We start from the raw sequence: 15,614 nt of genomic DNA, 5'->3' as shown, positions 1-15,614 counted from the left end.
GCCCCGCGGTGATCACGCACGGGTGACCGTGAGCCGCACGCTGCCGGAGTTGTTGCCGTAGAAGCCCCAGGCGTCGTTGGCGAAGGCGTAGAGGTAGCCCGGCCGGGTCACCTCGTGCTCGACGCCCGCGCCGATCGGCAGCTGCTCGTGCGGTCGCGCCTGCTGCGGCGGGAGAGCCGGGACCTCGTTCGCAACCACACCCACGAGCGACATCCAGGGCCGGGTCGACTCCCTGGGCGCTCCGTAGAAGTCGGCGGCGCGGTTCCCGCTCAGCCATCGGTACAGGCTCTCGGCTCCTCCGACCAGCGTGCCGGCGAGCTGCCCGAGTGCGCGCCAGTGCAGCAGCTGGCCACCCGTGGCGCCCGCCGGACCGGTCTGGAACGTGCCGCTGCGCCACCGGCCCTCCGCGGTGAACCGGTACCGGTCCGCCTCGACGTACAGCCCGGTGGCGTTCCAGGGCTCGGCCGCGGAGACGTCCACCGACCCGGACCCCCCGGGCGCCAGCCGGCGCGTGGGCCGGTAGGGACCGCCGGGCAGCTGCCGGTCACGTTGCCGGCGGTAGGCGGACTCGTGGATCGAGGGATCGGTCGGGTCCGCCGGATCGAGCAGCGGAACCGCGCGGGGACGCGGCTGGAACAGCGCGTCGGCCACCGCCCCGGCCGGCCCGGGCACGCTACGGGCATCTCCGTGGATGCGGTCGGACGGGTTCGGGCGGACGTCGTCGATGCCGACCTTCGAGAAGCCCAGCCCGACCGCGGCGGTCGCCTCCTGCGCCATCCACACGAGGGCTCCCTCGGAGAGCCCCGTCTCACGGTGGCCACCTCCGACGTCACCGTGGTCCCCGGGGAACCAGACCTGCCGGATGTCCTGACCGGGCGCCGGACCGGCCCAGAGCGTGGGTGTGAAGGGCCCACGGAACTCGTCGAGCGCGATGGCGTGACGCGCGTGCGGGACGTGGGGGTTCAGCGTGACGTCGTGGAACTCGTAGCGACGGGGTGAGTCGAGCAGGTTCACGAGGCCGAGGTGGTCGGGGATGCCGAGGGACCCCACGGTGTCCCACACCCCGATGAACGAGACGGGGATCTCGGCCTCGTCGGCCGCATCGAAGCGGAACCGCGCTCCCCGGCGCCAGTCCGGCCGCGCCTCGTCCCGCGCTCGGTACTTCTCGTCGTACACCCGCTGGACGAGCGTGCGCGCCTCCTTCGCGGGCAGGTCGGAGAGGTCCAGGAGGCCGCAGGCGCTGATGAGCCCCAGCAGACTGCGCACCGTGTACGCCCCACGGCTGAAGCCGAACAGCGAGATGCGGTCGCCTTCCTGGTAGGCCGTCGCCGTCCAGATGTAGGCCTCGATGACCTTGCCGGAGAGGCCCTCCCCCGCCACGCCGCCGGTCACCTGCGCCAGGAGCGAGCCGTCGGTACCGACACCCGTGAAGTACCGACACACCTGTTCCGTGCCGTCGGCACCGGCGGGCGCCAGCGCGTCCGCCAGCCGGCGCACGTTCGTCCGGTTGCGGGCTGTCTGCCAGGTCCCGTCACAGCAGACGACGAGGTGACGCATCACAGGCTCCTCTCGAGGGGGTCGTGGACCGTCGCGACCGACGAGTGCCGTCGCCCGGCGCACGACGCCGTCGGACCGTAGGGCCGCGACCGTCACTCCGCTGTCACCCGGACATCACCTTCCGGACGGGGAGGCCCGCGACCGTCCGGGTGCTCACTGGCTGAGCCGACGGCCGAGCCGGTGACCCGCGAACGCGGTGGGCTGCTGGATGGGCGGTGCCCTCGCCGCTGCGGAGGTGCTCTCGGGCAGGACCACCCAGCGGAGGAGCACGACGACGCCCTCGATCATGATCGAGGCTCCGTGCTCCCCTGCGGGCTCGGCCACCGCGTCGCCGTGAACGGGGTGGACCGGCCCCTTCGCGGCGATGTGGCCGGAGGCGAGGTCGTCGTTCACGGTGCCGGTGAGGGTTGCGCCGTTCGCGCCGGCCAGGTCCAGCCGACCCTCGGCGACGGGGCACGGGACCGTCCGCGACGGGTCCCGCAACCGGGACGGGGATTCCCGCCCGGAGCGCGCGCCACGCGGCATCCCCCTCGGGCACCCACCGGTGTCGTGGACGCGGCAGGTCTCGCTGCCGCGGAGGCGATCGCACGGGGCTCACTCGTCGCCGTCGATCGAGTGGGGAGTGTCCCGCAGGAAGTCGTCCAGCCAGGCACGAACCGCCTCGACGACGTCCCGCGGTGAGGCGGCCAGGCCCACGGTGACCAGCTCCTCAGCTGGACTGCCGGGGGAGGTTCCCATGCTGGTCAACCGTCCGCGGAAGGAACGGGTGCTGTCCTCTCGCCAGACCCGGAGGAGCAGGACGGCACTGCGGTCGCCGTCCACGGGCACCGTCCAGCCGGGTTGCCTCCACCACCCGCCGGGCAGGCGGCTCTTCGTCCACGAGCGGTCATCTCCGTGAGGCAACATCCTTGCTCCTGACACCGCGGGAGGTGCTCACGCGACGGGGGCGCAACCGTCGAGGGGAGGACTCGGCCGTCCCGTGCGGTCCGACGTCCCCGTCCCCCACGCCGGTCAGAGGCACATCAGGACCCAGCGGGGAGCCAGGTGCTGCTCGTCCGCCGCTTTCTGGCGTGCTGGCACACCCGCCCTGCTCACGGACGCGCCTTGGTCCCGACGACGGCAGCCTCGCCCTCGCCCGTCACGGGACCGTCACCCCGGGCACCACGAGGTGCCGAGACCTCCCTGACCGTGGGCCGGACCTGGTCACCGCCGAGGTCGTGCAGGTGCAGGCTGGCTGCGCGTGGTCACCCCGTCCCTCGCTCGGGGCCGCGCCCACCGGCGGGTCGACTCATGAACGGCGTCCGCCTCGGCCCCAGCGCGCGATCCCCCGGGCTCCAGGTCGGATCAGACGCCGGCGTCGCACAGCTCTGCCCACCGTCTCCGGCCGGGAGGAAGTGCGCGCTCAGTCGGGCACGGGGCGTCTCGGCCCCAGGGCCCCGAGGTGCGCACGGGACATCAGTTCCTCCATGTGCTCGGTGGGGGCGACGCCCAGTTCGTGGGCGAGCAGGTCCCGGAAGCACTGGTATGCGCGCACGGCCTCCGCGGCATTGCCCTCGGCCAGGTGCACCCGGATGAGGGCGCGATGGGCACTCTCCCGCAGCGGCTCGGCGTGCACCGCGGCGCAGGCCGCCTGGACCGCTTCGCCGTGACGCCCGGCGCGTGCGAGCTTGTCCGCCAGCATCTCCAGGGCGTGCAGCCGCAACTGGCGGAGCCGCTCGCGTTCCAGCAGCACCCAGTCGTCGTACCAACCAGGCAGCAGTTCAGCGGCGAGCGCTGACCGTGGGGCCATCGTGCCATCGACGTCGGCAGTCGGGTCCAGGGCCCGCTGGGCCCACTCCTTGAAGTCCCAGACGTCGACCCGTACGCCGTTGGCGAGCCCAAGAGCGCCGCCGGAGGCGCTGACCAGCCCCGGAACGACCTTCTGCACACGCCACAACGCCGACCTCAGGCTGCCGTGTGCGTGGTCCTCGGGTACGTCTGGCCACAGCTCACCCGCCACCGCCGCGCGGGTGGGGCGACCGCACAGACCCAGGTGGGCGATCAGGCGCTGCGCGCCCTGAGGAAGACCCTCGACAGCCGTGTAGACACCGCCACGACCGCGCTCGAGGGAGAACCCGTCGAGCAGTTCGACGCGGGCTTCAGCGGAACCGTCCACGAGATGTCCCCCCTGAGGGGCGCCCGACTGGTCGGCGACGAGACGCCGTAGGGGTGGGTCGCCGGTTCCGATACTGGCGAGTCTCGGTGCTGGCTGTCAATCACCCGACCCACCGCTCGGACACTTCCGCTCCGCCCCGGCCGGGACACGTGGAGCATCACGCCACCCGAGGACCAGCCAGGATCGCGGCCGGCGGGGAGTTTCCGCCAGCTCACCGAGTCAGTCCGTCGAGGTCCCTCGCCGGAGGTACTCGTCGAGCCAGGAACTGACCGCCGCGAGCACCTCGTCCGGCGACGAGGCCAACGCAACCGTCCGGTCGCTCCCCTCGCTCGAGCCGACCGCCATCAAGCGGGCACGGAACTGGTCGGACCCCTCCTCGATCCACACACGCAGGAGAAGTGCTGCGCTTCGGTCGTCGGCCACGGCCACCCTTCACTCCAGTCATCACGCAGCGTAGGGGCTGCGCATGGGTCGACGTCCACAAGCAGGCCGTCGATCGTGGAGATCATGGTCCCCGTGACAGTGCGTGAGCGCACTCCCTCGTTCGGATGACATCCGACGTCGTTGCCGGGGCGCTGAACCGGCTCGCGCGTCGTCAGAGCACGCGCACTGCAGACATCGTCGACCGGCACGGGACGGCGACCGTGGGTGCGGCCTCCATGGCCGAGGAGCAGCGGCGCGGTGGGATGCCCTGGACGAGCCGGGTCATCTGCGGAGTGGGGAGCACGCCCAGCTCGCTCTCCACCATGCACCGGAACAGCTCGTAGGCGCGGGCTGCCTCGACCAGGTTCCCTTCGGCCAGGTGGACCCGCACGATGGTCCGGTGAGCGCTCTCCCGGAGCGGCTCGGCACGAACCGCCGCGTAGGCAGCCTGGAGTGCCTCCCAGTGGCGGCCGTGGACGGCCAGTCTCGCAGCGGTCGCCTCCAGCGCGTGCAGCCGGAGCTGGTGCAGCCGCTCACGCTCGAAGAGCACCCAGTCGTCGTACCAGCCGGGCAGCAGGTCGCCCCCGAGCGCGGCGGCCGGCACCGCGATCTCGTCGTCTCCCGGTGAGGCGATCGCCCGCTGCGCCCAGTCGCTCAGTTCCCGTACGTCGACTCGCACACTCTGCGCCAGACGGAGGACTTCGCCGGAAACCTCGATGACGCCCGGCGCAGCCTTGTGCAGTCGCCAGAGAGCCGACCGCAGGCTCCCGTGCGCACGGCACTCGGAGACGTCAGGCCACAGTCGGCCGGCCGTCGCCGTCCGGCTCGCTCTCCCGGACAGACACAGGTGCGCGACCAGCCGCTGCACGCCAGGTGGGAGGCCGCCGCTGGACGAACACTGGTCGACGCCGTGGACGTCGAGCCGGAAGCCGTCCAGCAGCGTGACCCGGGTGGGCGATGCAGCATCCACGTGACTCGTCCTTCCTCTCTGGAAGGAGCAATGGCGATGGGACGGCGTCCGGGCGGACATCCCAGCCCGTTGCCGTCGGGAGTCTCGGGAGGACCAGCCGCACTCAGTCGTCGGCTGACCGACGTCCCGCCGAGGCCCGGCGAGGCCCGGCGAGGCCCGGCGACGGCTTGTACACCCGATCCGCCGGTGGTGCGTCAACGTCTGTGTACGCGAAAACCCGACATGATCCCCCCAGACGTCGCGTGAGCTGCGAGAACATCAACCGTAGGCAGACCCGAGCAGCCGAGGAAGTACGCAGAAGTGCGTACTCGCAGCATGTCTTCCCAGGGCTCGACAACGCCCCTGCGGGGCCGAGATGTGCTGGGGTTGGTACTCCTGGTGTCCTCAGCCGCGAACGCCTTCACCAAGGCGCAGCGGCTGGTTACCGTGAGGTGTGTGGCGCCCGCTGTCACCTGTTCCGCAGCGTGGTTGGAGCTCGTCGGGGACATCCTGACGAGGCCCGCCGGCGCGCGGCCGTTCCCCCATGATCGCGTGGCCGACCTCCTGCTGCAGTCCTTCCACGCCGCCTGCTGCTCGCGGAACGTCGTGGATCGCAGGTGGGTGGACCACGTCGCCGGGTGCTGGCCCGTCGACTACCTGCCGGCAGCACCGCCGTCCGGGCGCCTCGTCGACGCGACGACACAACCGCTGCTGCGCTGGTACTCGGTCACCCGCAGCACGGCACCGCAGATCCTCGGCCGGGTACCCAGCGCCATCGCTCGACCGGAGATGGTCGAGGAGTGGACGGCCTTTGCCCGTCCGTTCGGGATCACCCACCAGCTGGCCCTGCCGCTGGTGATGGAGGAGGGAGTCGAGGCCTACGTCCTCAGCCGCCCCGATGACGACTACGACGACGCCGACGCGGACCTCGCCGCCCTGGTCCTCCCGGCGCTCAGTGCGCTGTTCCGCCAGCGGGTCGTGCTCGAGACCGTGTCTGCGGCGCGGTACGACCCCGTGCGCAGCTTCGGCCTGACCGAGCGCGAGCTGGCCGTTCTCGCTCTGCTCGGGGACGGGCTCACCGCCGTCGCGATGGCTCGCCGACTGCGAACTTCTCCGCGGACGGTGCACAAGCACCTCGAGCGTCTCTACCGCAAGCTCGGCGTGCGCGACCGGCTGATGGCGGTCCAGCGAGCTCGTGAGGCGGGCATCCTCGCAGCACCTCGCGAACGTGATGACCGGTTGACCACGCGGTCGGGCACGCGGCCGGGACGCCGAACTCCCTCAACGCGCACGGCGAGCCGCTCACCCATCGCGCTGGACGACGACCCGGTACCCGACAGACCGCACACCTGACGCTCGAGGCAAGGCCGTCACCTGTCCATCCCTCGTACGTCAGGGAACAGCCCGATCTCCGCGCCGAGCAGCTCGGTGACGGCGGCCTCCAGCTCCACGGCGTCGACCGCGTCGCGGTCGTCGACGAGGTGCCCCAGCAGCGCGACCCGGATCAGCCGTCGAGCAGCGGCGAAGCGGCCGCCGGCCCGGCCCGATCGCTCGGTCTGGCTCGGGTCAGGCGAGGAAGGACTGCCAGCCAGTGGCCGGGGCCGTGCCCACCGGCAGGGTCCGGAGCCGGTCCAGAACGGTGGGGTCCTGCACGTCCAACCACGCCACCAGCTGACGGAAGGACACCAGCTGCACCTCGGGCTGGCCGGCGATGGCCCGCAGTGCGTCCTCCACTGCGTCCATGTAGATCCCGCCGTTCCACTGCTCGAAGTGGTTGCCGACGAAGTAGGGCGCTCGATTGGTGGTGTACGCACGCTCGAAACCGGCCATGTACGCCTTGCGCGCCTGCTCGCGCCAGGTGCCGTACTGGGCCGGGTCGGCGTGCTGGTCACCGTCGGTCTGCTTGTACATGAAGTTGTAGTCCATCGCCAACGCGTGATCGCTCTTGGCGGGATCCGTCGTCTCGAAGGGCACCGCCGGCAGGGGGAAGTCCCACAGCCCGAGTTCCTTGCCCGGCCACACCTGCTCACCGCCCGGCCCGCTCGCGTCGTACTCCCAGCCCAGCGCCGCAGCCGCCGGAAGCAGACCCCGCTGACCCTCCAGGCACGGGGTGCGGCCGCCGATCAGCTCGACGTCGTAGTCGAACGGCAGCGGTGGCAGGTCGCTGCGGCCGGTGGTCGTCTTCCAGGTCTGCACGAACAGCTTCGCCTGGGCGATCTCGCTGGCCCAGTCCTCCGGGGACCAGAGCCGGACACCGTCCGCGCCGCAGAAGTGACCGTTGAAGTGGGTGCCGATCTCGTGCCCGTCCAACCAGGCCAGGCGGACCTCCGCCACGGTGTCCAGCACCTGCTGGGTGGACAGGAAGCCGATGTCGGAGGATCCGACCGGATGCCGCGGTGGGGCGTACTGCATCCGCTGGTCGGCCGGCAGCGCGTACAGACCGCTGAGGAAGAAGGTCATCGTCGCGCCGATCTCCCGCGCCAGCGTCCGGAACCGGGGGAACAGGCCGGTCGACAAGTTGGCCGCGCCGTCCCAGGAGAACACCACGAACTGGGGCGGACGCTCACCGGGCATCAGCCTCCGCGGCACCGGCTGATGAGGCTGCGGGCCGGTGTCGGCCGTCGACCCATCGCCGATCAGCCGCACCTCGGGTGTCGGGACCGGCCCCGGGTCAGGAGGTGGAGCAGCCGACGAGGTCGCTGACACGGACGCCCCCTGCGTCGGCGCCGCGGACGACCGGACAGCAGCGCCGCCGCCGGCGACGGCGAGCGCGGATGCCCCCGCCCAGCCGAGCAGTGCCCGTCGACTCAGCTCCCGCACGACTCATCACCGGTGGCGCCCACGCGTTCCCCGTCCCCCGGGCCCCTGTGCTGAGCACCCGCTGTCGTGGTGGTGGTCCGACGCACGGTAGCGGCCGGGACGGGGCACCGGAACCTCGTCGACCTCGCCGACCAGGACGAGTGCAGAGCCTCCCCACCGGCGGCTCTCCGACGACGCGCGTGCCGGCTGAGGCCACCAGCCGAAGGCCCGTCCCGGCGTCGGAGTCGGTGTCGGAGTCGGAGTCGTCAACCCAGCCGGGGACCCATGTCCGCAGCGCCGCTCCGGCAAATCTGGACCGTCGCTGGTTGGGCACCGCAACGAGGGGTAGGTGGCGGCCTCAACGACGGCGCACGTGCGGGGGAGACCGATGACCCAGACCGATGGCACGCCTGAGTCACTGAACGCGGAGCAGGCCGGCTACAAAAACAACCTGAACCGCCGGCACGTGCAGATGATCGCCATCGGTGGTGCGATCGGCACGGGCCTGTTCCTGGGGTCGGCTTCCCGGTTGCACAACACCGGTCCGGCGCTCCTGATCAGCTACGCATTCGTCGGGGTGATCGCCTACCTGCTGATGCGTGCGCTGGGCGAGCTGGTGCTGCACCGCGCGACGTCCGGCGCGTTCGTGTCCTACATGCGGGAGTTCTACGGCGAGCGCGCCGCGTTCGTCACCGGCTGGATGTACTGGCTGAACTGGGCGCTCACCGGGATCGCCGAGCTCTCCGCGGTGGGCCTCTACGTGCAGTACTGGTTCCCGGACATGCCCACCTGGGCCACGGTGCTGATCGCGCTCGCGGTCGTGCTCACGATCAACCTGCTGTCGGCCCGGGCGTTCGGCGAGTTCGAGTTCTGGGCGTCCATCGCCAAGGTCGGTGCCATCGTCATCTTCCTGCTGGTCGGGATCGTGGTCGTGGCCTTCCACGTGCACATCGGCGACCACCAGGCGGGGCTGTCGAACCTGTGGAGCAACCCGGGAGGGTTCTGGCCGTCCTCAGGTGACTTCGCCTGGTACGGCCCGATCCTGGTCATGTCCGGAGTCGTCTTCGCCTACGCCGCGATCGAGATGGTGGGCGTGGCAGCCGGTGAGATGGAGGACGCCCAGCGCGAGGTGCCCAAGGCGGTCAACGCGGTCATCTTCCGGATCGGCGTCTTCTACTGCGGCTCCATCCTGCTGCTCGTCGCGATGCTCCCCACGAGCGAGTACGAGGCCGGCACGAGCCCCTTCGTCACGGTGTTCGACCGGATGGGCATCAGCTGGATGGGCAACCTGATCCAGGCGGTGCTGATCGTGGCTGCGCTGTCCAGCCTCAATTCCGGTCTCTACTCGACCGGCCGCGTGCTGCGCAGCCTCGGCATGTCCAAGCAGGCGCCCGCCTTCACCCTGAAGATGAGCGGTTCCGGGGTCCCCTGGGCCGGGATCGTCGCGACCTCGGTGGTCTTCGTCTTCGGGGCCGTCCTGAACGCGCTCGTCCCCAACGCGTTCGAGATCGCGTTGGAAGCAGCTGCCCTGGGCGTCGTCTTCACCTGGGCCACGATCTTCCTGTGCCAGCTCCGGCTGCGGATGCTGTCCAACCGTGGGGTGGTCCCGCCGAGCCCCTTCCAGATGCCCGGGCACCCCTACACCAGCATCATCGGCCTCGTCTTCCTGTTCTCCATCATCATCGGGCTGGTGATCACCGGCTGGCAGTCGTCCCCGCACTTCTGGGAGAAGACGACCTTCCTCGTGGTGGTGTTCGGCATCCCGGTGATAGCACTGGCGCTCCTCGCGGGGTGGATGGTGGTCCGGCCGAAGGTGATCGAGAACACCGGCGGCCGGACCAAGGCGGTGTGGTCCAAGGACGGCCCGACGTATCCCCCGCCGGAGCGGAGCGACGATGAGCTCTACGGCGACCAGAACGCCGTCTTCGGCGTGAGGGTGTCCTCGCGTCGGCGCGCCAACGGGTCCACCGCGTCCGGCCTGCGGAAGCAGGCGGACTCCGACCGCTGACCGCATGTCCTGGTTGCCCACCGGGCGGCGGGTCGCTAACCGTCGACGCGGCCTCGGAGGACGTTCTTCTGGACCTTGCCGGTGGAGGTCTTGGGGAGCTCTCCGTAGACGAAGCGCTTCGGGACCTTGAAGCCGGCCAGCCGCGAACGGACGAACGTCGCGAGCTGCCCGTCGTCGACGTCGGCCTCGGGCCGCAGCGTCACGTACGCGACCGGGACCTCTCCCCACTTCTCGTGCGGTTCCCCCACCACCGCGGACTCCAGCACCGCGGGATGGGCGTCGATCGCCCGCTCGACCTCGACCGAGGAGATGTTCTCCCCTCCGGAGATGATGATGTCCTTGCTGCGGTCGCGGATCTCGAGGTAGCCGTCGGGATGGACGACCCCCAGGTCGCCCGTGCGGAACCAGGCCGCACCGTCACCGGTCCCGGCCAGGGTCGCGGCGGCCGTGGCGTCGTCGTCGAGGTAGTAGCCGCGCATGACGTCGTTCCCCCGCGCGACGATCTCGCCGATGGTCTCCCCGTCGGCGGGGACGTCAGCGCCGTCCTCGGTGACCACCCGGAGCGCGTCGGCGACGACGTTGCCGGTCCCCTGGCGGGCCTTGAGCTCCGCCTGCCTCTCGGGTGCCGCATCGTCCCACTCGGGATGCCACTGGTTGATCGCCAACGGCCCGTAGGTCTCGGTCAGCCCGTAGAGGTGGGTGACGTCCATGTTGAGTCCCGACATCCGAGCCAGCAGCGTCGGCGTCGGCGGCGCACCCCCCGTCTGGACGTGTACTGGCCGGTCCAGCGGGCCCTGCTCGGCCTCGGGAGCGTTGGCGATCATCGTGAGCACGGTCGGCGCCGCGCTGAAGTGCGTGATGCCCTCCGTCCGGAGCAGCCGCCAGATCTCCTGCGCATCGACCTTGGGCAGGCAGACGTGGGCCGCCCCGGCCGCCGACACCGCCCAGGGGAAGCACCATCCGTCGCAGTGGAACATCGGCAGGGTCCACAGGTAGCGGCTCGACGGCCCGAGCCCGGTGTGCATCGCCATGGCCAACGACTGCAGGTAGGCGCCGCGGTGGTGGTACATCACCCCCTTCGGTCGGCCGGTCGTCCCCGACGTGTAGTTCAGCGCCAGCAGGCCGCGCTCGTCCTCGCACGGGCGGGCGAGCGGTTCGGCGTCGCCGAGCAGCTGTTCGTACCCATCGGCGTCACCGCCGGCGATCACCAGCGGGATCCCGACGGCGGATGCGACCTCCGCGGCGATCCCGGCGAGCTGGCCGTCGGCGACCATGAGCCGCGCCCCGCAGTGCCGCAGGATGTACTGCAGCTCCTCGGCCGAGAGCCGGACGTTGAGCGGGACGAGGACCGCGCCCGCCCACGGGACGCCGTTGTGCAGCTCCAGCATCGTCGAGCTGTTGCTGCAGAGGGCGGCGACCCGGTCACCGGGGAAGATCCCCCGCGGTCCGAGCGCGCCGGCCAGGCGGCGCGAGCGGTCGGCGAACTCCCGGTAGGTGAACCGGTTGTCGCCGTCGATCACGGCCGTGCGGTCGGGGAACACCCGCGCCGAACGCTCCAGGAAGGCCGTCGGCGTGAGCTGGCTGAAGGTGAAGGCGGCCATGGACGTGTCCTCCACTGCGCAGGGAGCTGGACGGGGTGCCTACCCCGGACCTCGTCCCCCCAACGCATCGGACACCCGGATCCAACGGGACCCGGGCCGGGTCCCGTGGTCCGGGGCCGAGCGTGGCCGCAACCGTGCGCCGCCGGTGGTGGACCCGACGACCGGGTCACCGCGCCCTGCGCCCGGGCCGGTGGGACCATTCCGCCATGGGTGATGCCCGCGCCGTCCAGGACGCGCTACGCGAACCGGCCCGCGCACTGCGTCGAGCGATCCCGGACGTCTACGACGGGTACCGCCGGATGCACACCGCCGCATACGCCGCCGGTGCGCTCGACCAGAAGACCAAGGAACTGATCGCGTTGGCCATCGCGGTCAGCAAGGAGTGCGACGGCTGCATCGTGTCGCATGCACGTGGCGCCGTCCGCACCGGCGCCACCGAGTCGGAGGTCGCCGAGGCGCTCGGCGTCGCCATCGCGATGAACGGCGGACCGGGCACCGTGTACGGGCCGCGCGCGTTCGCGGCCTTCCAGGAACTCGCGGAGGAGGCAGACCCGCAACAGGGGTGACCCGCGGTGGTCACCCCGCACGCCCGCAAACGACCTCGCGGGGACCGGTGAGGTGGCGGTCACGGTCGATGGCCCCTGAGATGAGCAGGTGCCCCTCTTCCGTCGCTCTGCTCGCCCCACTGCCGCCGGGTCACCCGCGCCCGCATCGCGGACGGTCCGCACCGACGACGGCGTGGACCTCCACGTCGAGGTGGACGGCACCCCGGACGCCCCGCTCACCGTGCTGCTGACCCACGGCTTCACCGCGCGCCTGGGCGAGTGGGACGGCCAGCGAGCGGCGCTGCGCGGGCGATCGCGGCTGGTCCTGTGGGACCACCGCGGCCACGGCCGGTCGGCCCGAGGCGACCTGCGGACAGCGACGATCGACCGGACCGGCCGGGATCTCGGCGAGGTCCTGGCCGCCACCACGCCCTCCGGCCCGGTCGTCCTGGCCGGGCACTCCATGGGCGGCATGAGCGTGCTGGCGCTGGCCCGCCAGCGCCCGGAGCTGTTCGGCACCCGGGTCGTCGGCGTCTTCCTCCTCGCGACCTCGGCCGATGGGGTGGTCCCGGGCGGGGTGGTCGGCCGGCTGTTCGGGCTGGTGCGGCGGCTCGGCCTGCTGGCCGTCTACCTGTGGTGGCTGCAGCTGATCGCCCCGCTCCTGGAGCGGTTCCGCCGGCGGGGCACCGCACTGGGCCGGTGGTACACCCGGCACTACCTCTTCGGCCGGGACGACGCCGACCCGGCCCTGGTGCGCAGGGTCCAGGACATGCTGGAGGAGACTCCGCTGACGGTGACGACGGCCTTCTACGCCACCATCCTCGACGACGACGAGACGGCCGCGCTCGAGGTGCTCCGGCGCGTGCCGGTCACGGTGGTCGTCGGCACCCACGACCGGCTCACCCCCGCCGCGCACAGCCGGCGGATCGCCGAGGTGCTCGGGTCCGGCGCTGAACTGGTCGTCGTGCCCGGCGCGGGGCACAGCGTCAACCTCACCCGACCCGAGGTCGTCGACGGTGCGCTCATGGCCCTGCTGGACCGGGTGGAGGAGCGACTGCCGCGGGCCACCGGCTGACCGGCCGCACCGGTCGCATCGGCCGGCGTGGCGGCCCTCACCAGAGGAGCGGACGCAGGTTCTCCGTCCACACGTCCCAGCCGACCCGGCCGATCAGCGCTGTCACGACCACGAGGAAGACGACCCGGATGAAGCGGCTGCCTCGGGCGGTCGCCGCCCGGGCGCCCAGGTAGCCGCCCAGCATGTTGGCGGCGCCCAGGAAGAGTCCCAGCCCCCAGAAGACCGCGCCGTACGGGACGAAGAAGTGCAGCGCCCCCAGGTTGGTGGCGACGTTGACGATCTTCGCCTTGGCGCTGGCGTTGAGGAAGTCGTAGCCCAGGAGCGACACGAGGGCGAAGACGAGGAAAGACCCGGTACCCGGGCCGAGGACCCCGTCGTAGAAGCCGATGCCGGCGCCCACCGCCCCGGCGACGCCGTGGTGGCGCCGCCCGCTGTGGCGCAGTGCGGTCACCTCGCCGAGCGCCGGACGCAGCACGGTGAACGCGGCGATGGCGATCAGGGCGACGACGATGACCGGCTTGAACACGCTGGCCGGCAGGGCCGCCGCGACGGAGGCCCCGGCGAAGCTGCCCACCAGGGCCACCGCGGCCATCGGCAGAGCAGTCCGCAGATCGGGGTGGACGCGGCGGTGGTAGGTGACGGCGCTGGTGGTGGTGCCGGAGATCGAGGCCAGCTTGTTCGTCGCCAGGGCCTGGACAGGGCTGATCCCGGGGACGAGCAGCAGCGCGGGCAGTTGCAGGAGACCGCCGCCACCGACGACGGCGTCGATCCACCCGGCCGCGAGCGCAGCGACCAGGACGAGGACGAGCAGCCCAGGGGTCAGTCCCTCCGGGAGCAGGTCGGCCGGCAACGCAGAGGTCATCCGGTCACGACCTGCTGTCCCGTCGGAGGCGGCGGACTCAGGAGCGCACCCGGTTCGGCGCGCGCCGCCGGCGGGCGAAGAACCGCTCGACCCGGCGCCACTGGTTCGGCGTCTTCTCCGGGTCCATCAGCTCGGACTCGGCGAGCAACCGGTCGGCGGGACCGAGGTCGGGGGGCTCGAACGGCACGAGCGAGCGGCCGGTCGGCCGGCGCAGCCGCTCGATGCCCCGCACCAGCGAGCCGGTGTCGGCGATGGCGGCAGCGACGTCCTCCGGCGTGCAGCCGAGGTGCTCGGCGAGCAGGCGGTCACGGACGCCGACGATGGTCGCAGCGAGCCGATCCGCCCCGGGCCGTCCCTCGACCGCCTCGACCGCCAGGTCGAGCTCGGTGTCCAGGCCCATCGAGCGGTTGTTCACGTTGCTCGATCCCAACCGCAGCAGGCGGTCGTCGACCACGGTCACCTTCGCGTGCACGTAGATGTGCTCGCGCTGCTCCGTCACCGGCGTGTAGAGCCGGAACCGGTCGTGGACGTCGGCGTCGCGGACGATCTCCAGCACCCGGGCGCGCGCGGTGCCCATCGCCTTCTCCGAGAGCCAGCCGTCGGCGGTCCACGGGTTGATGACGACGACGTCGGGGCCGTCCGGCTCGCGGAGCCGCTCGGCGATCGCCTCGGCGATCCGGCGGCTGGCGAAGTACTGGCTCTCCACGTAGATCGAGCGGCTGGCCGCGGCGATCGCGGCCAGCCACAGCAGCTCGACCTCGTGGACCAGGGTCGTGCCGCCGTGGGCGGGACGGGTGCGGGAGATCGCGACGTCGACGTCGGTGAGCAGCGGGTCGACGGCCTCGGGCCAGCACTCGCGCGACTCGGGGAGCGGCTCGAGCCGCTCCCCGGTGCCGCTCTCCCACCGCTCGCGGGCGAGCTCGGCGATCGCGCGAGCGGCCGGCCCCGTCACCATGCTCGTCGCGTCGTGCCACGGCCCCGTCAGCCGACCCTCGATGCGCCCGGCGGCCGGCCGACGTCGGTGCGGGTTCCCGTCGGCGTGGTCGGAGGTGTCCCAGCGGTCGGCGGTGACGTCGATCCCGCCGGCGAAGGCGAGGCAGTCGTCGATCACCACGATCTTCTGGTGGTGCGCACCGCCGACCGGGTGGTGGGTGTCCACGGTGAAGGTGAGCCGGTCGGGAGTGCGCCGGTCGAGCAGCACGATGGGCGCCAGGCCCCGGCCGAGCGCGCGCAGCATGCCGAGGTCCCACTGGAGGACGCCGACGACCAGCCGCGGGTTCTCCTCCACTGCCCTCTCCAGGACGGCGCCGAGCCGGTCGTCCTCTGCTGGGCCGCCGCCGAGCGGGTCGAGCCGGATCCGCGGGTCGAAGTCCCAGCCGATGAACAGCACCCTCCGCTCGGCGCTGAGCACCGCACGCTTCAGGGCGGCGAAGTAGCCGGCCGCGTCGACGAAGACGGCGAAGCGGGTGGCCCGCTCGATCCGCCAGCACGTCTCGCCGGGGACCAGCAGCGGCGCGCCCCGTTCTGGTCGCACGTCGTCGCGGGCGTCCTGCGGTGCCGGCACAGCGTCACCGGGATCGGCGTCGGGTCCGGTCGTCGCCTCGCCGTCGATCACCTCGGCAGTGTGCCCGTCGACGCCG

Annotated in this window: 14 protein-coding genes; 4 read left to right on the top strand and 10 right to left on the bottom strand. The window is 71.9% G+C overall.

The genetic code is table 11. The features are described from left to right. Positions 1-12: 12 nt before the first annotated feature. The 6 genes from FHL80_RS10435 to FHL80_RS26220 form a co-directional block, all read right to left on the bottom strand. Entirely contained in the window at positions 13-1,557 is a 1,545-nt protein-coding gene (locus FHL80_RS10435) for a T6SS phospholipase effector Tle1-like catalytic domain-containing protein (RefSeq protein WP_216870594.1), read from the bottom strand. Between the two features lie 153 nt (positions 1,558-1,710). Continuing rightward, positions 1,711-1,950 carry a hypothetical protein gene (locus FHL80_RS10430; RefSeq protein ID WP_138733356.1) on the bottom strand — a complete coding sequence of 80 codons (240 nt, stop codon included), beginning with the start codon at positions 1,948-1,950 and terminating at the stop codon, positions 1,711-1,713. 201 nt (positions 1,951-2,151) lie between these two features. After that, positions 2,152-2,295 carry a hypothetical protein gene (locus FHL80_RS26225; protein ID WP_246078596.1) on the bottom strand — a complete coding sequence of 48 codons (144 nt, stop codon included), beginning with the start codon at positions 2,293-2,295 and terminating at the stop codon, positions 2,152-2,154. 664 nt (positions 2,296-2,959) lie between these two features. Further along, positions 2,960-3,712, bottom strand: a complete 753-nt coding sequence (locus tag FHL80_RS10420) for an AfsR/SARP family transcriptional regulator (RefSeq protein WP_138733355.1) — start codon at positions 3,710-3,712, stop codon at positions 2,960-2,962. A gap of 219 nt (positions 3,713-3,931) precedes the next feature. After that, positions 3,932-4,141, bottom strand: a complete 210-nt coding sequence (locus FHL80_RS10415) for a hypothetical protein (RefSeq protein ID WP_138733354.1) — start codon at positions 4,139-4,141, stop codon at positions 3,932-3,934. A gap of 166 nt (positions 4,142-4,307) precedes the next feature. Next, positions 4,308-4,814, bottom strand: a complete 507-nt coding sequence (locus FHL80_RS26220) for an AfsR/SARP family transcriptional regulator (RefSeq protein WP_246078595.1) — start codon at positions 4,812-4,814, stop codon at positions 4,308-4,310. Positions 4,815-5,636: 822 nt separating this feature from the next. Here FHL80_RS26220 and FHL80_RS10405 point away from each other — a divergent pair. Then, entirely contained in the window at positions 5,637-6,437 is an 801-nt protein-coding gene (locus FHL80_RS10405; RefSeq protein WP_246078594.1) for a helix-turn-helix transcriptional regulator, read from the top strand. Positions 6,438-6,650: 213 nt separating this feature from the next. On the opposite strand, the gene FHL80_RS10400 is transcribed toward FHL80_RS10405, so the two are convergent. Continuing rightward, a complete protein-coding gene (locus FHL80_RS10400; RefSeq protein ID WP_246078593.1) occupies positions 6,651-7,658 on the bottom strand; it encodes a polysaccharide deacetylase family protein in 1,008 nt (335 codons plus the stop codon). A gap of 613 nt (positions 7,659-8,271) precedes the next feature. Between FHL80_RS10400 and FHL80_RS10395 the strand changes: the two genes are divergently transcribed. Further along, positions 8,272-9,891 (top strand): amino acid permease, encoded by a 1,620-nt coding sequence (locus FHL80_RS10395; RefSeq protein WP_138733350.1) that lies wholly within the window; start codon positions 8,272-8,274, stop codon positions 9,889-9,891. A 35-nt stretch (positions 9,892-9,926) separates the two neighbouring features. On the opposite strand, the gene FHL80_RS10390 is transcribed toward FHL80_RS10395, so the two are convergent. After that, complete coding sequence (locus FHL80_RS10390) at positions 9,927-11,492, bottom strand: acyl--CoA ligase family protein (protein ID WP_138733349.1); 1,566 nt, start codon at positions 11,490-11,492, stop codon at positions 9,927-9,929. A 206-nt stretch (positions 11,493-11,698) separates the two neighbouring features. Between FHL80_RS10390 and FHL80_RS10385 the strand changes: the two genes are divergently transcribed. After that, complete coding sequence (locus FHL80_RS10385) at positions 11,699-12,058, top strand: carboxymuconolactone decarboxylase family protein (protein WP_138733348.1); 360 nt, start codon at positions 11,699-11,701, stop codon at positions 12,056-12,058. A gap of 172 nt (positions 12,059-12,230) precedes the next feature. Next, positions 12,231-13,112, top strand: a complete 882-nt coding sequence (locus FHL80_RS10380) for an alpha/beta fold hydrolase (protein ID WP_138733347.1) — start codon at positions 12,231-12,233, stop codon at positions 13,110-13,112. 37 nt (positions 13,113-13,149) lie between these two features. On the opposite strand, the gene FHL80_RS10375 is transcribed toward FHL80_RS10380, so the two are convergent. Together FHL80_RS10375 and FHL80_RS10370 are read right to left on the bottom strand one after the other, a co-directional pair. Next, positions 13,150-13,974 (bottom strand): sulfite exporter TauE/SafE family protein, encoded by an 825-nt coding sequence (locus FHL80_RS10375; protein WP_138733346.1) that lies wholly within the window; start codon positions 13,972-13,974, stop codon positions 13,150-13,152. A 37-nt stretch (positions 13,975-14,011) separates the two neighbouring features. After that, positions 14,012-15,589 carry a phospholipase D-like domain-containing protein gene (locus FHL80_RS10370; protein ID WP_246078592.1) on the bottom strand — a complete coding sequence of 526 codons (1,578 nt, stop codon included), beginning with the start codon at positions 15,587-15,589 and terminating at the stop codon, positions 14,012-14,014. Positions 15,590-15,614: the final 25 nt, after the last annotated feature.

The sequence above is a fragment of the Modestobacter excelsi genome (assembly GCF_005930495.1).
Taxonomy (GTDB): Bacteria; Actinomycetota; Actinomycetes; order Mycobacteriales; family Geodermatophilaceae; genus Modestobacter; species Modestobacter excelsi.
This window is presented reverse-complemented; position numbering and strand designations above follow the sequence as displayed.